General features: G+C 57.8%; 20 protein-coding genes. 14 read left to right on the top strand and 6 right to left on the bottom strand.

Features of this window, described 5'->3' with window-relative positions:
- Nucleotides 1-108 precede the first annotated feature (108 nt).
- The 3 genes from leuE to QFI97_RS17520 all read right to left on the bottom strand — a co-directional run bounded on the left by leuE (nt 109) and on the right by QFI97_RS17520 (nt 3,120).
- Nucleotides 109-747: a leucine efflux protein LeuE gene (gene leuE / locus QFI97_RS17510; RefSeq protein ID WP_095096648.1), complete on the bottom strand. Its 639-nt coding sequence runs from the start codon at nt 745-747 to the stop codon at nt 109-111.
- A 91-nt stretch (nt 748-838) separates the two neighbouring features.
- The gene (gene lpxP / locus QFI97_RS17515; protein ID WP_346431688.1) at nt 839-1,753 is read right to left on the bottom strand and encodes a kdo(2)-lipid IV(A) palmitoleoyltransferase; all 915 of its coding nucleotides are present in this window, start codon (nt 1,751-1,753) and stop codon (nt 839-841) included.
- Nucleotides 1,754-2,337: 584 nt separating this feature from the next.
- Nucleotides 2,338-3,120 carry a class I SAM-dependent methyltransferase gene (locus QFI97_RS17520; protein ID WP_346431689.1) on the bottom strand — a complete coding sequence of 261 codons (783 nt, stop codon included), beginning with the start codon at nt 3,118-3,120 and terminating at the stop codon, nt 2,338-2,340.
- Between the two features lie 257 nt (nt 3,121-3,377).
- On the opposite strand from QFI97_RS17520, the gene fecI reads away from it, so the two are divergent.
- From fecI to fecE, 7 genes are all read left to right on the top strand, one after another.
- Nucleotides 3,378-3,899: a ferric citrate uptake sigma factor FecI gene (gene fecI / locus QFI97_RS17525; RefSeq protein WP_331850503.1), complete on the top strand. Its 522-nt coding sequence runs from the start codon at nt 3,378-3,380 to the stop codon at nt 3,897-3,899.
- On the top strand, nt 3,896-4,843 hold the full coding sequence (gene fecR / locus QFI97_RS17530) for a ferric citrate uptake sigma factor regulator FecR (protein ID WP_346431690.1): 948 nt from the start codon (nt 3,896-3,898) through the stop codon (nt 4,841-4,843). The genes fecI and fecR overlap by 4 nt, the downstream gene beginning before the upstream one ends.
- Nucleotides 4,844-4,940: 97 nt before the next feature.
- Nucleotides 4,941-7,271 carry a TonB-dependent Fe(3+) dicitrate receptor FecA gene (gene fecA / locus QFI97_RS17535; RefSeq protein WP_331835478.1) on the top strand — a complete coding sequence of 777 codons (2,331 nt, stop codon included), beginning with the start codon at nt 4,941-4,943 and terminating at the stop codon, nt 7,269-7,271.
- A 91-nt stretch (nt 7,272-7,362) separates the two neighbouring features.
- On the top strand, nt 7,363-8,265 hold the full coding sequence (locus QFI97_RS17540) for a Fe(3+) dicitrate ABC transporter substrate-binding protein (RefSeq protein ID WP_346431691.1): 903 nt from the start codon (nt 7,363-7,365) through the stop codon (nt 8,263-8,265).
- Nucleotides 8,262-9,260, top strand: coding sequence for an iron-dicitrate ABC transporter permease FecC (gene fecC / locus QFI97_RS17545; protein ID WP_331835480.1), 999 nt, complete (start codon nt 8,262-8,264; stop codon nt 9,258-9,260). Before QFI97_RS17540 ends, fecC begins: the two co-directional genes overlap by 4 nt.
- Before the next feature lie 2 nt (nt 9,261-9,262).
- Nucleotides 9,263-10,210 carry a Fe(3+) dicitrate ABC transporter permease subunit FecD gene (gene fecD / locus QFI97_RS17550; protein WP_346432105.1) on the top strand — a complete coding sequence of 316 codons (948 nt, stop codon included), beginning with the start codon at nt 9,263-9,265 and terminating at the stop codon, nt 10,208-10,210.
- On the top strand, nt 10,211-10,978 hold the full coding sequence (gene fecE / locus QFI97_RS17555) for a Fe(3+) dicitrate ABC transporter ATP-binding protein FecE (RefSeq protein WP_346431692.1): 768 nt from the start codon (nt 10,211-10,213) through the stop codon (nt 10,976-10,978). It begins immediately after the preceding gene.
- Between the two features lie 25 nt (nt 10,979-11,003).
- Here the strand turns inward: fecE and fraE are convergent, their stop codons facing one another.
- Nucleotides 11,004-12,047 (bottom strand): fructose-asparagine asparaginase, encoded by a 1,044-nt coding sequence (gene fraE / locus QFI97_RS17560; RefSeq protein WP_076945267.1) that lies wholly within the window; start codon nt 12,045-12,047, stop codon nt 11,004-11,006.
- Nucleotides 12,048-12,357: 310 nt separating this feature from the next.
- Here fraE and QFI97_RS17565 point away from each other — a divergent pair, with 310 nt between their 5' ends.
- Together QFI97_RS17565 and QFI97_RS17570 are read left to right on the top strand one after the other, a co-directional pair.
- On the top strand, nt 12,358-13,557 hold the full coding sequence (locus tag QFI97_RS17565; RefSeq protein WP_346431693.1) for an HD-GYP domain-containing protein: 1,200 nt from the start codon (nt 12,358-12,360) through the stop codon (nt 13,555-13,557).
- A gap of 82 nt (nt 13,558-13,639) precedes the next feature.
- On the top strand, nt 13,640-15,424 hold the full coding sequence (locus tag QFI97_RS17570; protein ID WP_095096618.1) for a diguanylate cyclase: 1,785 nt from the start codon (nt 13,640-13,642) through the stop codon (nt 15,422-15,424).
- Between the two features lie 97 nt (nt 15,425-15,521).
- Here the strand turns inward: QFI97_RS17570 and QFI97_RS17575 are convergent, their stop codons facing one another.
- Nucleotides 15,522-16,469 (bottom strand): LysR family transcriptional regulator, encoded by a 948-nt coding sequence (locus QFI97_RS17575; RefSeq protein WP_346431694.1) that lies wholly within the window; start codon nt 16,467-16,469, stop codon nt 15,522-15,524.
- Nucleotides 16,470-16,580: 111 nt separating this feature from the next.
- Between QFI97_RS17575 and QFI97_RS17580 the strand changes: the two genes are divergently transcribed.
- Together QFI97_RS17580 and QFI97_RS17585 are read left to right on the top strand one after the other, a co-directional pair.
- The gene (locus QFI97_RS17580) at nt 16,581-17,636 is read left to right on the top strand and encodes an SDR family oxidoreductase (RefSeq protein ID WP_346431695.1); all 1,056 of its coding nucleotides are present in this window, start codon (nt 16,581-16,583) and stop codon (nt 17,634-17,636) included.
- Between the two features lie 191 nt (nt 17,637-17,827).
- A complete protein-coding gene (locus tag QFI97_RS17585; RefSeq protein ID WP_095096609.1) occupies nt 17,828-18,310 on the top strand; it encodes a cold-shock protein in 483 nt (160 codons plus the stop codon).
- Nucleotides 18,311-18,432: 122 nt separating this feature from the next.
- Here QFI97_RS17585 and QFI97_RS17590 read toward each other — a convergent pair whose 3' ends face one another.
- The gene (locus QFI97_RS17590; protein WP_331835486.1) at nt 18,433-18,972 is read right to left on the bottom strand and encodes a DUF2058 domain-containing protein; all 540 of its coding nucleotides are present in this window, start codon (nt 18,970-18,972) and stop codon (nt 18,433-18,435) included.
- 328 nt (nt 18,973-19,300) lie between these two features.
- Here QFI97_RS17590 and QFI97_RS17595 point away from each other — a divergent pair, with 328 nt between their 5' ends.
- The 3 genes from QFI97_RS17595 to QFI97_RS17605 all read left to right on the top strand — a co-directional run bounded on the left by QFI97_RS17595 (nt 19,301) and on the right by QFI97_RS17605 (nt 22,157).
- Nucleotides 19,301-19,831: a glyoxalase superfamily protein gene (locus tag QFI97_RS17595; RefSeq protein WP_331835487.1), complete on the top strand. Its 531-nt coding sequence runs from the start codon at nt 19,301-19,303 to the stop codon at nt 19,829-19,831.
- A gap of 289 nt (nt 19,832-20,120) precedes the next feature.
- Entirely contained in the window at nt 20,121-21,098 is a 978-nt protein-coding gene (locus tag QFI97_RS17600) for a DUF1852 domain-containing protein (RefSeq protein ID WP_346431696.1), read from the top strand.
- A gap of 27 nt (nt 21,099-21,125) precedes the next feature.
- The gene (locus tag QFI97_RS17605; protein WP_331850504.1) at nt 21,126-22,157 is read left to right on the top strand and encodes a methionine synthase; all 1,032 of its coding nucleotides are present in this window, start codon (nt 21,126-21,128) and stop codon (nt 22,155-22,157) included.
- The last annotated feature ends 16 nt before the right edge of the window (nt 22,158-22,173 follow it).

Here is a 22,173-nt window from a genome sequence, read left to right on the forward strand (position 1 = left end):
CCGATAATCGGCTGTATATGTAACACCAACGCAATTAAAATTGAAGGGCTTTTGTTACAAGCCAGAGATTATCGCTGCCAGGCCGGCTCAGCGATACCGGCCGACCGTTTACGACTGCAGCGTCGCCAGGCGAGCAGCAAAACCGACAAAGATCAGGCCAATCAGGCTGTTGCCAATTTTGGCGAGCTTCTTTTTCGTTTTAACGTAGCGCGTCACAAAAGAGCCGGAAACAATTAAGAAGCTCATGTAAATAAAGCTAATCACTTCCAGGGTCAGCGCAAGAATAAAGAAGGCCAGGCCCGGCGTCTTCGCAGTAACGTCGATAAACTGGACGAAAAAGGAAACATAGAACAGGATAGCCTTCGGGTTGGTCAGGCTGAGGGTCAGCGAACGTTTCAGGATCGCGCTCGCCGGCTCGGCGTCGGTGTCGGCATGACCTTCCCGCTGCGTCAGCACCGCGTAGAGCATTTTCCCGCCCAGCCACAGCAGATAGATGGCGCCGAGATAGCGCACAATATTGAACAGTACCGGCGTCGTCTTAATCAGCGTGGCTACGCCGGCAAAGGCCAGCAGCATCAGCACCGCGTCGCCGATAAACACGCCGGCCGCCGCCAGATAGCCCTTCCGGACGCCGTGCGCGATGCCGGTTTTCAGGACAAAAAAGGTATTTGGGCCAGGCACCAGAATGATAAAAATAGCCCCGACCAGGTAGGTCAAATAGTTCAAAACACCAAACTCAGCGAACACACTGCACTCCTTCGCGTTCAACAAACAATATGATCGCGCTCACGTTAACGCAACTAACGTGATTTTGAAAGAGCTTACGGTGCCTGTTGGCTTAGTACAAAGAACCTTCGCCCAGCGGACGCGTTTTGAAACGCCGGTGAACCCACAGGTATTGCTCGGGCGCGCGCAGAATCTCTCTTTCGATAACCCTGTTGATGTAGCCGGCCGCTTCCTGCTTATCTTCGCCAGGATAATCGTCCAGCGTCTCGCTGATATATAAGGTGTAGCCTTGGCCGCTCGCTTTACGCACCATGCTGATGGTCAGCATTTTGGCGCCGGAGAGACGCGACAGGACGTAGGTACCGTTGGTCGTCGCGGCCTGCGGCACGGAGAAAAACGGGGCAAAGACGCTGCCTTTCGGGCCGTAATCCTGATCGGGGGCAAACCACACCGCTTCGCCGGCCTTCAGCGCGTGCACCAGGCCGGACAAATTACGGCGATCGATCATCGCTTTATTCGAGCGCAGGCGTCCACGGGTCTGCACCCACTCCATCAGCGGGCTGTTGTGCGGACGATAGGTCGCCATCATCGGCCGACACAGGCCCATAGTACGACCGCCGAGCTCAAGAGAAATAAAGTGTACGCCGACCGCCATTACGCCCTTACCAGCATTCATGGCCTTTTCGAGATTTTGGAGACCTTCTACGTCAAACCATTTCCTGACGCGCTCATCGCTCCAGAACCACGCCATGCCGGTCTCAATCAACCCCATTCCCAGCGACATAAAGTTCTGCTCGATCAGCTTTTCTCTCGCTTCAGCAGACATGTCGGGGAAACAGAGCTCAAGGTTTCTTCTGGCAATATGCTCCCGGCGTTTGAGGAAGCGTCGCGAGGCCTTACCGGCGGTGGTGCCGATGCTGTGCAGGAGCGGATAGGGTAATTGCACGATTGACCAGAGAATGGCCAGGCCAAACCAGGTCCCCCAATTGCGGGGATGCAAAAGACTCTTATTAAAAGCGGAAGGCATGATTTTTCCTGTAAACATCCTAAATGAGGTAACGCTTAAGGAAAAAACGATTCCTTTCATCAGTCGTTAGGCGGTACATATAGCTAGTACGACAATAGTAATCTGCCTAAATTCACTCGGGCAAGTAAAAATGAACAGGGAGGGGAAAAAAACATAATACCAGCATACTTGTTACAAAATGTAAATTAAAAATGAATAATAAATTAAAAGTATTCTTCTGTAAAATCATTTCCATGCTATTCATTTATGCAGGTGATGGGCCTGCACCTGCAGAAGAGCCCCTTTGTGCCGCCGCTCCTCGCCTCGCACCCGGCACCGCGCCCGTTCAGCAAAGGCCCAGCGCCCCGGCGCTGTCAGCGCGTTCAGCGACCCCTGGCGCGGTGTAATAATGACGCGGGCCGGGACGCAGAGTAAGCAGCCGCGAGGTCCAGGGCGGCATCGGTGCGAATAATTCTCCCCGTTCATATTGGAACAAAAATTTATCGCCGGCGGGGAGAACAAAAATAAGACTCGGCTTATTTTATCTTCCTGACAAATAATGACAGATATATAAGGTTGCTTTTATTTCGAACGCTTATTCCGCATTATTTATGTACAGCAATGCCTTTCGCCGAACAGCAGGCAATAAAATTCAGCTGCCGCCGCTGACGCCGGAAAAAGCGCATCATCGCCAGAAAACGCGGACGATTCTCCCGCCTAAGCAGGCCATTACAGATGATTCTCAGCGCCTGGCTGAAACCTTCGTCTTTGATCAACCCCCGCGCCGACATCAGCGACATCGGCCCCGCGTGGCAGCGAACGGAGTCAAACCCCACCTCTTCAAAGAGAGACTGCCAGCGCGCCTGGCTCATGGGGCTGACGTGAGATTTGACCACCCCCTGCAGCTCCATGCGCTCCCCCTCCCCCAGCGCCTGCTGAGTGTACATAATATCGTGGGTCAGCAGGCGGCCGCCGGGTTTGAGCACGCGATAGTATTCCGCCACCAGCTTCTCTTTGGCTTTATCGGCATACATGGTCAGCATCGCCTCATTAATCACCACATCAAAGGTGGCATCGGGAAACGGCAGCCGGGTGGCGTTAGCTTCCATCACCAGCACCTTATTATCCACACCTTCCAGAACGATATTTTGCCGGGCCTTCGCCAGCGCATCTTTATCCATATCGATGGCGTACACGCGGCAGCCAAATCGTTTCGCCAGCTCTATCGAAGTGGTTCCCATATTACAGGCCACCTCCAGCACCGTACTCTCGGAGGATAAATCGGCCTGGCGGAACAGCCACTCCGTCGCCTCTACGCCGCCGGGCCGCAGCCGGGTTTTTCCCAGACTGGCTAAAAATGTGTGTCCGGCCTTTTCACTCGCATTCATCTGCAGCACCTCATGATTTATAAGATGCATTATAAATACATCATTATCTTTGACGAGGGAATATTGATAATGACTTTTATTTGCATTTGACCGTTCGCAAGCCGCCGCCGCGCGCCGGTAAAATCAATTGCAATTGATAACAATTACTTAAAGTAACCACCCGGCCTGGAGACGAACTTAACGCTGCGTTTTAATTGTAATGAGAAACATTCTCATATTAACATATGCGCTATCGTTCCATTTTTCTGAATTCGGCCATGTCCTCACTTTCCGCCACCGCCGCACCGCTGACGCTTGCTTCGCTGTATCACGCCCATCACGGCTGGCTGAAAAACTGGCTGACCGGCAGACTGCAATCCTCGTTCGACGCCGATGACGTCGCCCAGGACACCTTTATGCGGGTGATGGCCGGTGAATCCTTAACGACCATCCGCGATCCGAAATCCTTTCTGTGCACCATCGCGAAACGGGTGATGATCGATCTGTTTCGCCGCAATGCGCTGGAGCGCGCCTGGCTTGAGATGATTGCCCAGCTCCCCGAGGCGCTGGCGCCCTCTGCCGAGCAGCAGCAAATTCAGCTGGAAACGCTGCAGCAGATCGACGCGATGCTGGATGGCCTGAGCCAGAAGGCGCGGGAGGCGTTTTTACTCTCGCAGCTGGAAGGCCTGACCTACGCCGAGATCGCCGTACGCCTGACGGTCTCCGTCAGTTCGGTGAAAAAATATGTGGCCAAAGCGACCGAGCACTGCCTGCTCTTTCGCCTGGAGAACGGCCTGTGACCACGAAACTTACCGACTCGCGTCGCCAGGCCCTGCGGTCGGCCTCCCACTGGTATGCCCTGCTAAGCGACGGGCGCCCCAATCCGCAGCAGGAAGCCCGCTGGCAGCAGTGGTATGAGCAGGACCTTGACCACCGCTGGGCCTGGCAGCAGGTCGAAAACCTGCGTCAGCAGATGGGCCACCTTCCGGGCGCGCTTGCCAGCCGGGCCCTCAACGACGGTCGGGCAGCCCGCCGTCAGGTGCTGAAAGGATTGATGCTGCTGGCGATCGCCGGCGGGAGCTGGCGGCTGTGGGACAGCGAGCTGGCGGAGGGGCTTCGCGCCGACTACCGCACGGCCAAGGGGATGACGCGTCGCCAGCCGCTGGCGGATGGCTCGGTTCTGACCCTGAACACCGACAGCGCCGCCGACGTCTATTTCGACGCGCAGCAGCGCCTGGTGCGCCTGCGCTACGGCGAAATTGCCATCCGCACCGCCCGCGACGCTCTCCAGCGGCCGTTCCGCGTACAGACCCGCGACGGCAACCTCACCGCTCTGGGCACGGAGTTTACCGTTCGCCAGTTTGCCGATGAAACCCGCCTGGCGGTACAGCAGCACGCCGTTGAGGTGCGATTAGCGCACGGCCAGTACCGGAGGGTGGAAGCCGGAGAAAGCCTGCGCTTCAGCGCTGAAGCCTTCTCCCCGATACAGACGCTGAGCGCCGGTGAAGATAGCTGGACTCAGGGCGTGCTCAGCTTTCGCGACCGCCCCCTGCGCGAGGTTATCGCCACGCTGTCCCGCTATCGCCCCGGCATTCTGCGCTGCGATCCCCGCGTTGCCGATTTACGCCTGAGCGGCACCTTCCCGCTGAACGATACCGGGACGATTTTGCAGGTTATTACGCAAACGCTGCCGGTAAAACTGCAGTTTGCCACCCGCTATTGGGTCACCGTCGTCCCCGCCTGAGAAAAAAAATACAAAAAATTCTCATTCTCCATTGTCCCTTTTCCCCTGCTCGTTCGACTTAACAGGTGAAAACAACCAAAACAATCGTGGAGAACACATGACGCCTTTACGCGTTCTACGCAAACCAATGCCTCTGGTGATGGCAATCCGTTTAAGCCTGCTGCCGCTGGCGGCGCTGGCCGCTGCGCCGGTCTTTGCCGCCGCTCAGTTTGATATCGCCGCCGGAGATTTAGATACCGCGCTCAATCAGTACGCCGCCCGCAGCGGCATCACCCTCTCAACCGACGCCAGCCTGACGCGGGGCAAGCATAGCGATGGCCTGCACGGCAGCTACGACGTTGAGGATGGTCTGCAAACGCTGCTGAACGGCAGCGGCCTGCGGCTCAAAGCGCTGGGCCATAACGCCTGGACGCTGGAGCCCGCACCCGTTGAGAATGAGGCGTCGCTGACGGTTATCGGCGACTGGCTAGGAGACGCGCGGGAAAACGATGTCTTTGAACACGCCGGCGCCCGCGACGTCATCCGCCGCGACGAGTTTGCCAAAACCGGCGCCGCCACCATGCGTGAGGTGCTGAACCGCATCCCGGGAGTCAACGCCCCGGATAATACCGGCACCGGCAGCCACGACCTGGCGATGAACTTTGGCATCCGCGGCCTGAACCCGCGCCTGGCCAGCCGCTCCACGGTACTGATGGACGGTATCCCGGTGCCCTTCGCCCCCTACGGCCAGCCCCAGCTGTCGCTGGCTCCGGTATCGCTGGGCAATATGGATGCCGTCGACGTTGTTCGCGGCGCGGGCGCCGTGCGCTACGGACCGCAGAGCGTTGGCGGCGTCGTTAACTTCGTCACCCGCGCTATTCCGCAGGATTTTGGCATTGAGGGCGGCATCGAAGGCCAGCTAAGCCCAACCTCCTCGCAGAACAATCCCAAGGAGACGCACAATCTGATGATTGGCGGCACGGCGGATAACGGGTTTGGCTCCGCGCTGCTCTATTCAGGAACGCGCGGCAGCGACTGGCGCGAGCACAGCGCCACCCGCATTGACGACGTGATGCTGAAAAGTAAATATGCGCCAAACGAGGTGCATACCTTTAACAGCCTGCTGCAATATTATGACGGCGAGGCCGACATGCCCGGCGGGCTCTCCCGCGCCGATTATGATGCCGACCGCTGGCAGTCTACCCGCCCGTACGACCGCTTCTGGGGGCGCCGCCAGCTCGCCAGCCTCGGCTATCAGTTTCAGCCGGACGCCATGCATAAGTTCAATATTCAGGGCTTCTATACCCACACGCTGCGCAGCGGCTACCTTGAGCAGGGCAAGCGCATTACGCTTTCTCCGCGCGAATACTGGGTGCGGGGGATCGAGCCGCGCTACAGCCAGAGCTTTACGCTCGGCGCTACCGCGCATGAAGTGGGCGTCGGCTATCGCTACGTGAATGAATCCACCCATGAGATGCGCTACTACACCACGACCGCCAGCGGCGAGCTGCCGAGCACCGCCAGCCCTTACGATCGCGATACCCGTTCCGGTACCGAGGCGCACGCCTGGTATATCGACGACCGCATTGATATCGGCGACTGGACGATCACCCCGGGCATGCGCTTCGAACATATTGAGTCCTATCAGGATAATAACCTGAAGGGCACCCGCGAGCAGGTCAGCTACAACGCCCCGCTGCCGGCGCTCAACGTGCTTTATCATCTCACCGACAGCTGGAATCTTTATGCTAACACCGAAGGATCGTTCGGCACCGTACAGTACAGCCAAATTGGCAAGGCTGTGCAGAGCGGCAATGTGGAGCCGGAAAAGGCCCGCACCTGGGAAATCGGCAGCCGCTACGACAACGGCGCGCTGAGCGCGGAAATGGGCCTGTTCCTGATTAACTTCAATAATCAGTACGACTCCAACCAGACCAACGATACCGTCACCGCGCGCGGTAAAACCCGCCATAGCGGGCTGGAAACCCAGGCACGCTACGATCTTGGCGATCTCACGCCGCGCCTCGACAACCTGTCGGTATACGCCAGCTACGCGTACGTTAACGCCGAAATCCGTGAAAAAGGGGACACCTACGGCAATCAGGTCCCGTTCTCGCCGAAGCATAAAGGCACCCTCGGCGTGGACTATAAGCCGGGCAGCTGGACCTTCAACCTCAATAGCGATTTCCAGTCCAGCCAGTTTGCCGACAACGCCAACACGGTTGCGGAAAGCGCCGACGGCAGCACCGGCCGCATCCCGGGCTTTATGCTGTGGGGCGCGCGCGTCGCCTACGATTTTGGTCCACAAATGGCCAACCTCAACCTGGCGGTCGGGGTGAAGAATATCTTCGACCACGAGTACTACACCCGTTCATACGACGATAACAACAAAGGCATTTACGCCGGTCAGCCGCGCACCCTGTACCTGCAGGGGTCGATGAAATTCTGACGATGGCCGTTCACCGCCTCAGCCTGAGGCGGTGATGTTTGTGGATGATATCGGCGGGACGATCCCGGCGTCCCGCCATTCTGGAGTGAGTATGTTGGTTATTTTACGTCTTCTATTCGCCGCGCAGCTGGCGCTCAGCGGCGCGGCTTTTGCCGTGACGGTCGAGGATCAGCAGGGGCGATTTACCCTCGATACCCCCCCGCAGCGGATCGTCGTGCTGGAGCTCTCCTTCGCCGATGCGCTGGCGGCGGTTGACGTCAGCCCCGTCGGCATCGCCGACGATAACGACCCCGCGCGCATTTTGCCCGAGGTCCGCGCGCACCTGAAACCGTGGCAGTCGGTCGGCACCCGCGCCCAGCCCTCTCTGGAGGCGATTAGCGCCCTGCGCCCGGACCTGATCGTGGCCGATAGCAGCCGCCATCGCGGTATTTACGCCGCCCTGCGGCAAATCGCCCCGGTGCTGCTGCTGAAGTCGCGCAATGAAACCTACGCAGAAAACCTGCAGTCGGCGGCCATTATCGGCAAAGTCGTCGGCCAGGACCCGCTTATGCAGCAGCGCCTGGCGCAGCATCGCCAGCGGATGGCTGATTTCGCCGGCCAGCTGCCGGCCGGCGCCAGCGTGGTATTCGGCACCTCCCGCGAACAGCAGTTCAACCTGCATTCGCGCGATACCTATACCGGCAGCGTGCTGAGCGCGCTGGGGCTGTCGGTTCCGGCGGCCATCGCCGGCGCGCCGATGGCGACGATCGGCCTCGAACAGCTGTTGGCCATCAACCCGCAGTGGCTGTTTGTTGCTCATTATCGGACGGAAAGCATCGTGCGCAAATGGCAGCGGGACCCGCTATGGCAGATGCTGCAGGCGCAGCAGAAGCAGCAGGTGGCCGCCGTTGACAGCAACAGCTGGGCGCGGATGCGCGGCATGTTTGCCGCCGAACGCATCGCCGCTGATGCGGTTAAAATTATTCACCACCAGGCGGTCGACGTGCAGCAATGAAATCATCCCGTTCCGCTTTGCTGGTCTGGGGGCTGCCGCTGGTCGGGCTGGCCGGTCTGCTGTGGCTGAGCCTGTTTAGCTATTCGGCGATCCCCGTTGCGCCGCTGGAAGCCCTGCGGGCGCTGCTGGTCCCCAAAACGCCCTCTCTGGCCCAGGCGCTGGTGCTTAATCTTCGCCTACCGCGAAGCCTGGTGGCGATCGCGCTCGGCGGCAGCCTGGCGCTCTCTGGCTCTCTGCTGCAAATCTTAACCCATAATCCGCTGGCCTCGCCGTCCCTGCTCGGCATCAACAGCGGCGCGGCGCTGGCGATGTCGCTAACCAGCGCCTTCAGCCCGGCGCCGTTGGCGGGCTATTCTCTGGCGTTGATTGCCGCCTGCGGCGGCGGCGTCAGCTGGCTACTGGTGATGGCGGCCGGCGGCGGCTGGCGTCAGGAGCTCGACCGCAACCGGCTGATCCTCGCCGGGATCGCCCTGTCAGCGCTGTGCATGGCGCTGACCCGCGTTACGCTGCTGCTGGCCGAAGATCACGCCTACGGAATTTTATACTGGCTGGCCGGGGGCGTTTCGCACGTTCGCTGGCCGGAGTTCTGGCAGCTGTTTCCCTTTGCGGCGCTGATTATTCCCGGCGTATTTCTGCTGGCAAACTCCCTGAATTTACTCCACGTCGGCGATAGCACCGCCCACTCGCTGGGGGTGAATCTCTCCCGGCTGCGGCTGGCGATCAACGCGGCGGTGCTGCTGCTGACCGGCGCCTGCGTCAGCGTGGCGGGGCCGGTGGCCTTTATCGGCCTGCTGGTACCGCATCTTGCGCGCCTGTGGGTTGGCCAGGACTGCCGCGTTTTGCTGCCGATGGCGGCGCTGCTGGGCGGCATATTTATGCTGCTGGCGGATATTCTCGCCCGCGCGCTGGCCTGGCCCGGAGAGCTCCCGGCGGGCGCAGTGCTGGCGCTGGTCGGAGCGCCGTGCTTTGTCTGGCTGGTCAGGAGGCGCGGATGAAAATGCGCATCGCCTGCCTGCTGCTGGCGCTGCTGGCGTTAAACGCGATCTCCCTGCTTATGGGGGCCGTTCCGCTGCCCTGGCAGGCGCTGTTCGACGGCTGGCACAAAACCAGCGAGTACCACTACGTCCTGATGCAGTATCGCCTGCCGCGGGTGGTGCTGGCGCAGATCGTCGGCGCCGCGCTGGCGGTCTCCGGGGTGCTGATTCAGGGCCTGGTCCGCAACCCGCTGGCGTCGCCGGATATTCTCGGCATCAACCATGCCGCCAGCCTGGCGTCGGTCACCGCGCTCTATTTTATCCCGTCACTGTCCGTGCTGTGGCTACCGCTGGTGGCGTTTAGCGGCGGCATGGCGGCAATGCTGGCGCTGATTGCACTGGCCGGTTTTGCCCGTCCGATGCGCCTGGCGCTCACCGGCGTGGCGCTGTCGGCCTGCTGGGCCAGCCTTACCGACTACCTGCTGCTCTCCCGGCCCCAGGAGATCAACAACGCGCTGCTGTGGCTGACAGGCAGCCTGTGGGCGCGGGACGGCTCATTCGTCGCTATCGCCCTGCCCGTGCTGGCGATCCTGCTGCCGTTAAGCCTGCTGCTTAGCCGCAGCCTGGATTTACTGGCGCTTGGCCATGAGCGGGCCGGGACCCTCGGCGTCAATCTCCGGCTGCTCCACCGCGGCGGCCTGCTGCTGGCGGTAGCCCTGGCTTCGGTTAGCGTCGCCGTCTGCGGCCCGATCGCGTTTATTAGCCTGGTGGTGCCGCACCTCGTGCGCCGCTTAACGGGCGGCAGCCACCGCTACCTGCTGCCCGTTTCGGCGCTGACCGGCGGGCTGGTGCTGCTGTTGGCCGATCTTCTGGCCCGTACGATTCATCCCCCAATGGAGCTGCCGGCGGGCGTATTAACCGCCGTTATCGGCGCGCCATGGTTCATCTGGCTGCTGGTAAGAGTACGTTGAATGGAACTGAGAACTGAAAACCTGAGCGCCGGCTACGGCGCCAAACGCATTATCGACCGGCTGGATCTGACCCTTCCCGGCGGGCAGATCAGCGCCCTGCTCGGGCCAAACGGCTGCGGTAAATCAACCCTGCTGAAGTGCTTCTCGCGGCTGCTGACGCCGACGGCGGGTAAAATATGGCTCGGCGAGCGGGCCCTGTCGGGCTTTAGCCCGCGCCTGCTGGCCCGCCATTTGGCTTTGCTGCCGCAGCAGCACCATACCCCCGAAGGGATTAGCGTACGCGAGTTGGTCAGCTACGGCCGCAGCCCGTGGCTGCCGCTGTGGGGACGCCTCAACGCCGAGGATCGGCGGATCGTTGCCGACGCGCTTGAACGTACCGGCATGACGCCGCTCGCCGGGCAGCCGCTTAGCGAGCTTTCCGGTGGGCAGCGACAGCGGGCGTTTGTGGCGCTGATCCTTGCCCAGGATACGCCGCTGGTACTGCTTGATGAGCCGACAACCTGGCTGGATATCAATCATCAGGTGGAGCTGATGAAGCTGATGCGCGAGCTGCAGATGTGCGGAAAGACGGTGGTTACCGTCCTTCACGATCTTAATCAGGCCAGCCGCTACTGCGACCATCTGGTGGTGCTGGAAAGCGGTAAAGTGCGGGCCCAGGGCCTGCCGGAGCAGGTGCTGACGCCCGCGCTGCTGCGCAACGTTTTCCAGCTGGAGGCGGAAATTCACCCCGACCCTATCTCAAAGCGCCCGATGTGCGTGATGAAATAGCGCACGCCTCCGGCTAACAGGGCGATCAGTAAGTATGGAAATAGTTCTGAATCACCTCCGGGTTACGCGTTTGCGTCAGGGCGGTCATCAGCAGAATGCGCGCTTTTGCCGGGTTCAGCGAGTCGGCCACCAGCCCAGGCTGGCTATCGTCGGCCGGGACCACGCCGCTGCCGGTACGAGAGGCGCGCACCACCACGATGCCGGCTTTTTGCGCTTTTTCGATCCCTGCGGCGCTGCGCACGGATACCGAACCGGCGCCGGTTCCGGCATAGACAATGCCGTCAACGTGGTGAGCAATCGCCGCATCGTACATATATTCCGGGTCGTCCTGATAGCCGTAAATGATCACCACCTTCGGCAGCGTATTCAGCTGACGAACGTCAAATACCGAACGCAGGGTATGAATCTTATCGACGCGCGTTTCAAACTGCGGCTTGCCGCCGACGATAACGCCCAGATAGCCCTCTTCCGGCGCTTTGAAGGTATCGAGGGAGTTGGCGTTGGTTTTGGTCACAAAGCGCGCGGCGCCGATGCGATCGTTCAGCACCACCATCACTCCCCGCCCCTTCGCCTCAGGATCGGCCGCGACGGTGACCGCCTCCAGCAGGTTCATCGGGCCATCGGCGCTTATCGCCGTTGCCGGCCGCATCGCCGCCGTCAGGACGACCGGCTTATTGCTTTTCACCGTCAGGTTGAGGAAGTAAGGCGTTTCATCCAGCGTATCCGTACCGTGGGTGATCACCACTCCGTCAACATCGTCTCTGGCCAGCAGTTCATTCACCCGCTTAGAGAGTTTGAGGATAATATCGCTGGTCATATTTTCACTGCCGATATTCGCCACCTGCTCGCCGTCCACCCGCGCAACCTTGCTCATTTCAGGCACCGCGTTAATCAGGGTCTGGACGCCAATTGCGCCGGCTTTATAGCCGGTAGTTTGGGTATTGCTGGCCGCCGACCCGGCAATGGTCCCGCCGGTGGCGAGGATCACGATATGCGGCAGGCGCGTTTCACTGGCAGCCAACGAACTCATTGTCAGTAACGCAATCGCAAGTAATGCTCTAAAATTCATATTCACTCATCCCCAAAATAGATATTAATCAAACTGGCGGAGAGTTAATGCAAACGGCTTGCCACTATTTATTTTCTTTTTACAGGCAAAATGGTTAACTATCGGGCAGTAAAGGCTTTTTCATTCATTTCTCGCGCAGATTTGGTGCAGCGATGCTCCAGGATGGGCATGTTTTGACAATGAAATTGCCGCCGGACTAAGCGTTTATTATTTTCGTCGTCCCACTTCAGACGCGTTGCCATTAAATTATCACGACAGTAACGGCCATGATCGACCTATTTTATGTGGATATCGCGAAGAGGGAAAAACGATGCGTCTCGCCTTAAAATCAGCATTGATGCTTACCACTCGTGTCATACAGATAATCAATCCCGAACTCCATCTGCATATGCAGCGAACGGCCCTCATCGCCCTTGAGCTTTCGCTGGCGTTACGGCTGCCGCGTCAGCAGCAGCAGACCATCTTTTGCGCCGCGCTGCTGCACGATATCGGCGTGCTGGGCGATAAGCGGATGATTACCTCGCTCAATGCGATAGATAACCTTGACGATCCTCACCAGCAGCGAGGGGTGGAAATGCTCAGCGGCCTCGCCACCTTCGCGCCGATCCTGCCCATTATTCGTCACCACCACTTCAGCGTGGACTATAAAGGTAGCCTCGACGAGCATATCGTCTGTTTTGCCGACTCCTTCGAACGTCTGCTCTCCGAAGACGAGACGGCGACCGCGTATCAGACTGATATTATTATTGATAAATTCCGCACCCTGCATCAGGAGCTGGACCCGCAGCTGTGCCGTACCCTGTGTCAGCTGGCGAAAAAGGAACACTTCTGGCTGCATCTTAATCCCGGCCATATCCAGCGGATGCTGGAAATTATCGGCCCGATTAACGATCTGTATATCGATATCGACGGCCTGAAGGATATTTGCTTATTGATTGCCAAAATCGTTGATACCTACAGCAGCTTCACCGCCAGCCACAGTATTATGGTCGGCGAAATATCCTGGCAGCTGGCACGCTACATGGATCTGCCGGTAGAAGAGTGTAAGAAAATCGAGGCCGCCGGCTACCTGCACGATATTGGCAAGATCTTTATCCCGCTAAATATTCTGGAAAAACAGGGAGAGCTGGCCCCGGAGGAGCGGCTGCAGGTGCGCGAACACAGCTATATGACCGGCGAGCTTCTCAGCGCCTTTAGCGAACTTGGCGAGATTATTAACTGGGCCGCCAACCATCATGAAAAGCTCGACGGCAGCGGGTATCCGCTGCATCTGAGCGCGGATTATCTGCATCTGCCGGACAGAATCATCGCCGTCGCCGACATTTTTACCGCGCTGACCGAAAATCGCCCCTATCGCCAGGCGATGAGCTATCAGCAGGCATTACGGCTGATTGAAAACGATGTTATAAATGGCGCGCTGGATGCGAATGTTTTTGCCGTTTTACGCCAGCATGCCGCAACGCTCCATCGCGAAATTATCGGCAAAAAACGCGACCAGTCGCCACCGTGACCTGCCAGCAGCCGGCGGACAGGACGGGGTTCTATAATAAAAAATGACATTATAAATTCATCTGCACGCAAGGAAAACACGGGTGAGAATCGCCACCATGACCAACTGGGCCTACGGCATCACCGTCGCCCTGACCCTCGCCTCAGGCATTGCGATGCTGATGGCCTCAAACGCGGATACTGCCGAACGCCAGGCGGTGCAACAGCGCCAGATTTTCGACCAGCTCACCGAAGAAGTTGAAACGGACGCCTGGGCGCTTTCGGACCTCGCGCGAACCTATGTCATCAATAAAAGCCCTGAGGTCCTGGAGGAGTATCGCCAGCAGGCTCAGGTGATGACCGCCATCGAGCAGCGGCTAGGAAAGCTTAAAGATAACGGCGCGACCGCCGAGGAGCTGGGGCTGCTGCGCGAGGGGTTGCGGATTGCCGACGAGCTGCAGGACGAGCAGCAGGCGGCGCTGGCTAATATCGCCCGCGGTGAGGATAAAGACGCGGTCGGCCTGCTGTACGGTAAGCCTTATGAGCAGGAGCTGGAGCGGGTTCAGACGCAGATCGACCACTTCCGGCTGCTGCTGGAAGGCCGGGCCAACAGCGCTATTGCGCAAGCCACCGAAAAGTCCCATACCTGGCGCAGCCTGTCAGAGCTGATGGTTGGACTGACGGCGCTGATGTTCCTGTTTGTACTTGGTTTTATTCTGCAACGCCGGGTGCTGTATCCGGTTGTGCGCCTGAGCGATGTCGTGCAAAGGCTCGCCTCGCAGGATTATGCGGTCGAAGCGCCTAATTTCACCCAGATTGATGAGATTGGCGATATGGCGCAGGCGATCCGCATTTTCCGCGAGAACGGCCTGGCGCGCCAGCGCCTTGAACAGGAGCGCGACGCCGACTGGGCGATCCGCGAGCTGCTGGCGCGGATGACCCAGCGCCTGCAGGGATGCGAGTCTTTCGAGGATGTGATTAAAGTGGCCGAGCTTTTCGCGCCCAATATCGCGCCGGAGATCCCCGGGCGGCTGTATATTCTCGACCTCGACCCCTGGCAGATGCGCTGCGTCGCCCGCTGGCTCTCGCCGCCGGATGAACCGGAGGTCTTTCATCCCGAAAACTGCTGGGCCGTGCGGCGCGGTCTGAGCCATCCTCCGGTTAACGGCGAGCCGGATATTGCCTGCTACCACCTGCCGGAGTCGAGCGCGGAGTGGTCGCTTTGCGTCCCGCTGATTGCCCAGGGGGAAGCCATCGGCCTGCTCTCCTTCAGAAACGTCACGCCGGCCACGGCCCCTTCACGCGCCTATCTTGAGCTGATGGCCGAAGCGCTGGGCCTGGCGCTGGCGAACCAGCGCCTGCGCAACGCGCTGCTGGAAAAGGCGCTTTTCGACTCGCTGACCGGGCTGCGCAACCGCCACCACCTTGAAGACGCCCTGCATACCCAAATGAATCTGGCGGTACGCAACGGCACGCCGCTGAGCTGCCTGATGATCGATATCGACCACTTCAAAGCGATTAACGACAGGTATGGTCACGAAGCGGGTGATTTGGTGATTAAAAACGTGGCGTCCATCGTGCAGCGCGCGGTGCGCGACATCGGCATGGCTTTCCGCTACGGCGGCGAAGAGTTTTTAGTCCTGCTCGCCGGCACCAACGAAGAGTCAGCGCTGGCGTGCGCCGAGGATATTTACAACAACGTCCGCAACATGACGCTGCGCTACGGCCTGAGCGAGATGGGTCAGATAGATGTCTCTATCGGGATTGCCAGCTTCCCGCAGCATACGCAAAGCGACAGCCTGCTGCGCGCCGCCGACGCCGCGCTGTATCGGGCAAAAGAGCTCGGCCGCTCGCGGATCGTCAGCTTCGGGATGCTCAAGACCGACTGACGGCGAGTCGCCTATCCCCGCTCAGCAACGTTCGCCAACCTCGCTTGCCGATCCGGCTTTTCAGCGGCAGGTTCGGAGCAGTATCCAGCTCGGGCGTTCAGAGACCGGCAAACGATGTACCGCGAGGGTCGAGGGACCTATGCATTGCTATCCCGCTGACGTTGTTCAATCCGCTGATAATGGCCTCGGTGAGCATCCGGGCCTTCAGCGGGATAAAGCGCCTGGCGGGATAGAGCGCATACAGCGCAAGCGGCTGCCAGCGGTAATCCGGCAGCACCGGGATCAGCGTTCCCTGTGCCAGCTGGCTGGCCACCAGCGGCTGCTGAATGCCGCCGATCCCGCCTCCCGCTTCCAGCGCGGCAATGAGCGAAAAGCTATTGTTGGCGCGGAAAACGGCGTTCAGGCGCACGGTCTCTTTTCCGCCCGGCCCATCCAGCGTCAGCTCATCCCCGGCGGCCAGGCCGCTGTAGCGAAGCGTCCGGTGCTGCGCCAGCTCTGACAGCCGCGACGGCGTCCCTGCCTGCTGCAGATAATGCGGCGCGGCCACCAGCACGCGCTGAACTTTAGCCAGCCGTCTGACGACCTGGCTGAGCCCGGTGGGTTCTCCCAGGCGGATGGCAAGATCGATCCCTTCGCTCACCACATCGGCAAGCCGGTCCTCCAGCATCAGCTCGACGCTTAGCTGCGGATTACGCTGCTGAAAGGCGATAACGATCGGCGTCAGAAGATGCTGGCCGATCCCGGTGGGCGCCTGCACGCGTAGCGTTCCACTGAGTTTTTGCTGCTGGCTGAGCAAGGTCTCCTCGGTCTCGGTCAGCGCATCGAGGATCGGGCGAATCTGCTGATAGTAGCGCTCGCCCGGCTCGGTGAGGGTAACCGAGCGGGTGGTGCGCAGCAGTAACGCCACGCCGAGGCTCTGTTCGAGTGCCATGACCTGCTGGCTGACCGCCGGCTGGGTCAGCCCCAGGCTACGGGCTGCGGCCGAGAGATTGCCGGTTTCAGCCACCCGGATAAAAATTTCCATCGCTTTGAGCTTGTTCATCATCTTCACTTCAAAGGTTTTGTTATTAATCTTATTACATATGCCTATCTTCTGCCTTCATCGCTAATGAATCATGCTCTGGCTTCACTTTCGACCCGAAAAGAGGTGCTTAGCATGAAGACTCAACAACATCAGCGTTTGGCCGTGGTTGCCGGCGCCAACGGCGTCGCCGGAAACAAGCTTATCGATGAGCTGGAGCAGTCCGGCTGGCAGGTCATTGGGCTGTCGCGGCGGGGAGGCATCTCGCGTCCCGGCGTGCGCTACCTGGCGGTAGACCTGCATGACCGACAGGCGACGATGGCGGCGCTGGAGCATCTGGAGGTCAGCCATCTGTTTTATGCCGCCTATCAGCATGCCGATAGCTGGGCCGGGCTGGTGGAGCCGAATCTCAATATGCTGGATAACGCGCTCAGCGCCGCCGAGCAGTCGCCCCGGCTGGCGCACGTCAGCCTGATGCAGGGCTATAAGGTCTATGGTGCGCATCTTGGCCCGTTTAAGACCCCGGCGCGCGAAAGCGACGCGGGGCATATGCCGCCGGAGTTCAACGTTGCCCAGCAGAGGCTGCTGGAGGAGCGTCAGCGAGGGAAAAGCTGGCACTGGACGGCGTTACGTCCCTCCGTAGTGGGCGGGCTATCCACCGGCAACCCGATGAATCTTGCCCTGTCGCTGGCGGTATATGCGGCTATTTGCAAGGAGTTAAACATTCCGCTGCGCTTCCCCGGCAGGCCGGGCGCCTGGCAGAGCCTGATTGAGATGACCGACTCCGGCCTGCTGGCCAAAGCGACGCTGTGGGCGGCCACCAGCGAGGCGGCTGAGAACCAGGCCTTCAACATCAATAACGGCGATCTGTTCCGCTGGCAGGAGATGTGGCCCCGCATTGCGGCCTGGTTCGAACTGCCGGTCGCCCCGCCCCTGCCGATGTCGCTGCGGGAGGTGATGGCGGATAAAGCGGCCATCTGGCAAAAAATGGCGGCAAAATATCGGCTCAGGGAGAGCGATATCGGCCAAATTACCGGCTGGGAATTCGTCGATTTTGTTTTTAGCTGGGACTACGACATGTTCGCCGATGGCAGCAAGATCCGCCGCGCCGGCTTCCATGATTACCGTGAAACCGAGCAGATGTTCTATCAGCTGTTTACCCGGTTTCGCCAGATGAGGCTCATTCCCTGAACGACGTATGCGCTCGTCAACCCGTGCTCAATGAGCCAGGCCGCGGCTGATTCGCCGTTAGCCGGCCGCCGCCTGCTCGCATACCTGAAATTTATCATCCAGACTTAAAGCAAAGACGTAGTCTGCGCAGGCATTGTGCTTTACACTGCGCGCTGCAAAAACTCAGTAGATAAACGATTAAGTAGGCGGTAATGGCGATGAACGGAACAATCACAACCTGGTTTAAAGATAAAGGTTTTGGATTTATCAAAGATGAAAACGGCGATAACCGTTATTTTCATGTGATTAAGGTCGCCAATCCGGAGCTGATTAAGAAAGATGCGGCGGTGACTTTCGAACCCACGACCAATAACAAGGGCCTGTCGGCCTATGCGGTGAAGGTCGTCCCGGAAAGCAAATATATCTATATCGCCGGCGAGCGCATTAAGCTCACGTCGATCAAGTCTTACCTGGTCTACAGCGAAGAAGTGCCTGCCGATATCCGTATCGATAAAGAAAATGCGGTGCTCTCGGTGGGGGCGCTGATGGGGAGTATCCGGCCGAAGTCAGCCGCCGAGCCGGGTGAAATGCGCGCGCTGAAAAAACTGGCGATCACCACCTTCCAGGGAACGACGCTAATCTTCTCGGAAGATGAGATAGACGTCGATGCCACGGTGAAAATGCTCAAGGTCTGAGATCGCGCGGAGCGGCCCCGTGCCGAAGGGCCAGGGCCACGTTCGCCAAAAGCTCTCCGCCCGCAAAACTGAATGAAAAGTCCTGCAGGACTTTTCATCTGCAAGCCGCGGCAAAAGCCGGCTTACCACATCAAATCATCAGGCACTTTAAAGTCGGCGTACGGATCGTCTTCATCCTGCTCTTCCTGACTCAGCGCGCTGTTTAAGACAATACTGTTCGCATCGCGCTGCGCAATTTTATCGGCGACGACGGCGGGGATAATCGCGTATTCACTCTCGCCGCTGCCCTCAGCAATCAGGCGCGCAATAGCGAGGCGGCCGCTAATCAGCTGGGCGTGGGTCGGCTTATCGACCACGATTTTTTTAATTAAATTGTTATCGGTGAAGTTAAAATCGATATTGCCTCTTGAGACGCTGATTCGGTTCATTTCAATCAGCTGCTTCACCTGAGCCTTATACTCTTTCGATAAGGCGGCCTGTTTTTGTTGTTCGCTTAGCTGCTTATCGCGCTCAAGCTGCGCCTTTTTGTTTTCTTCCACCGCCTCTCTCGCCTCACGCGCCTGAACGCGTGATTTTTTGGCCGTTCTTTGGACTTTAGCCATTTTTTTGCTGGTCACCAGACCCGCTTTTAGCATCTGCTCTTGTAAGGTAAGTTTTGTCATTTCCGCTTCTGAACCCGTTGAATAATGCGTGGGATTATACCTGTAATTTTTGCCGATGTACCAGGCTGCTGGCGCCGGTCGGGTGAAGAAAGCGACGCCCGCGTTTATCGACTCCTTTAATCCCGGACCGACGTCCAGGATGCCTGGCGTAGCGCTTGCGTCCTTAACTCTCATTATATATTTTAATCTTCGGCCCGTGCTGCCTGCCGCTCGCTTCCTTCGGGAAAGGGTGAAAGCACGTCATTATTCCACGTTGCTTAGCTCACATCTTGTGACGATCGGGGTTTGGTAATGCGAGCGCCAAAATACCCTGACGACAGGAGAAAAGATGTTTTCGATCGAGCAGGCAAAACTTATGGCGACAAAACTGCGCAACTCGCTTGAGTCGCGCAATGTCAAAATAACCCACTCTTCCGCGCTTGAAATCGTGGCGCAGCAGCTGGGCTATAAGGACTGGAATACGGCATCGGCACGGTTAGATCCCCCGGCGGCGCCCGCGTCCGTGTCTTTTGAAAAAAGCATTCCCATTTTACGCATGTTTGACGAGCGCAAAGCGCGGGAATTCTATGTGGATTTTCTCGCCTTCAGCGTTGAATTTGAACATCGTTTTGCGGCTGACCTCCCCCTTTATATGGGCATCGGCCGAAACGGCCTGCAGCTGCACCTCTCAGAACATCACGGCGACGCCAGCCCGGGTGCGACAATTTTTATACCGATGCGCAACATTGAATTGTTCAGGGATGAGTTAAGGCACAAAAATTACGGCTACGGACGGCCAGAAATCGCGCACCAGGATTGGGGAAAAACCCTTGAGGTTCACGATCCTTTTGGCAACAGGCTGCGTTTCTGCCAAAGCTGATCCCCGCGTCATCTCTTCGCAGCGCCCCTTTCCCCGTCGATTTCCGGGGGAAATCTTGCAGGCCGGGGGCGCGTGCGACGCCGCCGTCCCCGGCCTCATCCCGGATCATGAAGATGGCTCATGTTGTAATGAAATTAAGTCGCTTTCACTCATCCAACGCCTCTGGCATAAAATACACAATATTAACTTATTGACAACATGAAGAGTGGTGGCTGAGCAAACCAACCGCTGCTGAAAAACCACCGAAGAAATTCAGTTTTCATGTCAGAACCTGGGATACAAGATCGCGATGAATAAAGACTTTACGTTTACGGTTAAGAGCACTGTTTTCGATGAAAACTATAACCCTTCTGAAAATACGCGTATTACCACCAACTTCGCGAATTTAGCCCGTGGCAAAGAGCGTCAGCAGAATTTGCGCAATACCCTGGTGATGATTGACAATCGTTTTAATACGCTGGCGCATTGGGATAACCCTAAAGGCGATCGCTATGCCGTCGAACTTGAAATTATTTCTGTTGAAATGAAGCTCGAAGCCAATGGCGAAACCTTCCCGGCGATCGAAATTTTAAAACCCTATATTATTGATAAAAAGACCCAGCAACGCCTTGACGGTATTGCGGGGAATAATTTCTCGTCCTACGTGAGAGATTATGACTTTAGCGTCGTGCTGTTAGAGCACAATAAGAACCAGGCGCAGTTTCGCATCCCGGACAACTTTGGCGTCCTGCACGGCAATATATTTAAACATTTTGTCAATTCCAGCGAGTATAAAGCGAACTTTAAAAAGCCGCCGGTCATCTGTTTAAGTATTTCAAGTAAGGACACCTATCAGCGGACCGGCAATCAGCATCCGGTATTAGGCATCGAATACCAGCAAAATGGTTCATCTTTGACCGAAGAGTATTTTGGCAAAATGGGCTTAGCGGTTCGCTATTTCATGCCTAAAAATAGCGCCGCGCCTTTGGCCTTTTATTTCACCGGGGATTTGCTGAGTGACTACACCGATCTTGAACTGATCGCCACCATCAGCACAATGGAGACCTTCCAAAAGATTTACCGCCCGGAGATTTACAATGCCAACTCGGCGGCAGGACAATACTATCAGCCCAACCTGAATCACCAGGATCATTCATTGACCAAAATCGTTTATGACCGGGAAGAGCGTAGCCGGCTGGCTATTGAACAGGGAAAATTTACCGAAGAGCATTTCATCAAACCATACCAGAATATTCTTGCGCAATGGTCTGCTAGCTGCCCTCGTTGATTAATCGAAAATAAAAGGTCATCCATTATGAAAACATTATTACCCACTTCAACCGCCGGCAGCTTACCTAAACCTTCCTGGCTTGCGCAGCCTGAGACCCTGTGGTCGCCGTGGAAATTGCACAATGAGGAGCTCGTCGAGGGGAAACAGGATGCTCTGCGCTTGTCCCTGGAAGACCAGCTGCGTGCGGGCATCGACATCGTCAGCGACGGCGAGCAAACGCGGCAGCACTTTGTCACCACGTTTATTGAGCACCTCAGCGGAGTTGATTTTGAGAAACGCGAGGTCGTTAAAATTCGTAATCGCTATGATGCGAGCGTGCCGACGGTGGTTGGCGCCGTGGCTCGGCAAAAGCCCGTTTTTGTCGAAGATGCCCGATTTTTACGTCAGCTGACCACTCAACCGATTAAATGGGCCCTGCCTGGCCCCATGACGATGATCGATACGCTGTACGATAACCACTACAAAAGCCGCGAAAAACTCGCCTGGGAATTCGCAAAAATTCTCAATCAGGAAGCGAAAGAGCTGGAAGCGGCCGGGGTCGATATTATTCAGTTCGATGAGCCCGCCTTTAACGTCTTTTTTGATGAGGTCAATGACTGGGGGATCGCCGCTTTAGAAAGAGCCGTTGAAGGGCTGAAATGCGAAACAGCGGTACATATCTGCTATGGATATGGCATCAAGGCCAACACCGACTGGAAAAAGACCTTAGGCTCAGAGTGGCGCCAATATGAAGAAGCGTTTCCTAAACTGCAAACCTCTAATATTGATATCATCTCCCTGGAGTGCCATAACTCGCGCGTTCCCATGGATCTGCTTGAGCTGATCCGCGGTAAAAAAGTGATGGTCGGGGCCATCGACGTGGCGACCAACACCATCGAGACGGCAGAAGAGGTCGCCGGTACCCTGCGTAAGGCGCTGCAGTTTGTCGATGCCGACAAGCTCTATCCTTCTACCAACTGCGGCATGGCTCCCCTCTCCCGCCGGGTAGCCACGGGTAAACTCCATGCCTTAAGCGCAGGCGCAGAGATCGTTCGCCGGGAACTTGCAAACAAGTAACATCGCCAGATTATTC

Origin of the sequence: Klebsiella scottii, from assembly GCF_036561945.1 — a bacterium.
GTDB classification, from domain to species: Bacteria; Pseudomonadota; Gammaproteobacteria; order Enterobacterales; family Enterobacteriaceae; genus Klebsiella; species Klebsiella scottii.

Coding starts and splice junctions, on each gene's coding strand:
- fecC (WP_331835480.1), top strand. CDS start 8,262: ATGAAATCATCCCGTTCCGCTTTGCTGGTCTGGGGGCTGCCGCTGGTC.
- QFI97_RS17585 (WP_095096609.1), top strand. CDS start 17,828: ATGGCGATGAACGGAACAATCACAACCTGGTTTAAAGATAAAGGTTTT.
- fecE (WP_346431692.1), top strand. CDS start 10,211: ATGGAACTGAGAACTGAAAACCTGAGCGCCGGCTACGGCGCCAAACGC.
- fecD (WP_346432105.1), top strand. CDS start 9,263: ATGCGCATCGCCTGCCTGCTGCTGGCGCTGCTGGCGTTAAACGCGATC.
- QFI97_RS17595 (WP_331835487.1), top strand. CDS start 19,301: ATGTTTTCGATCGAGCAGGCAAAACTTATGGCGACAAAACTGCGCAAC.
- QFI97_RS17590 (WP_331835486.1), bottom strand. CDS start 18,972: ATGACAAAACTTACCTTACAAGAGCAGATGCTAAAAGCGGGTCTGGTG.
- fraE (WP_076945267.1), bottom strand. CDS start 12,047: ATGAATTTTAGAGCATTACTTGCGATTGCGTTACTGACAATGAGTTCG.
- QFI97_RS17600 (WP_346431696.1), top strand. CDS start 20,121: ATGAATAAAGACTTTACGTTTACGGTTAAGAGCACTGTTTTCGATGAA.
- QFI97_RS17605 (WP_331850504.1), top strand. CDS start 21,126: ATGAAAACATTATTACCCACTTCAACCGCCGGCAGCTTACCTAAACCT.
- QFI97_RS17565 (WP_346431693.1), top strand. CDS start 12,358: ATGCGTCTCGCCTTAAAATCAGCATTGATGCTTACCACTCGTGTCATA.
- QFI97_RS17575 (WP_346431694.1), bottom strand. CDS start 16,469: ATGATGAACAAGCTCAAAGCGATGGAAATTTTTATCCGGGTGGCTGAA.
- QFI97_RS17520 (WP_346431689.1), bottom strand. CDS start 3,120: ATGAATGCGAGTGAAAAGGCCGGACACACATTTTTAGCCAGTCTGGGA.
- lpxP (WP_346431688.1), bottom strand. CDS start 1,753: ATGCCTTCCGCTTTTAATAAGAGTCTTTTGCATCCCCGCAATTGGGGG.
- fecA (WP_331835478.1), top strand. CDS start 4,941: ATGACGCCTTTACGCGTTCTACGCAAACCAATGCCTCTGGTGATGGCA.
- fecI (WP_331850503.1), top strand. CDS start 3,378: ATGTCCTCACTTTCCGCCACCGCCGCACCGCTGACGCTTGCTTCGCTG.
- QFI97_RS17540 (WP_346431691.1), top strand. CDS start 7,363: ATGTTGGTTATTTTACGTCTTCTATTCGCCGCGCAGCTGGCGCTCAGC.
- QFI97_RS17580 (WP_346431695.1), top strand. CDS start 16,581: ATGAAGACTCAACAACATCAGCGTTTGGCCGTGGTTGCCGGCGCCAAC.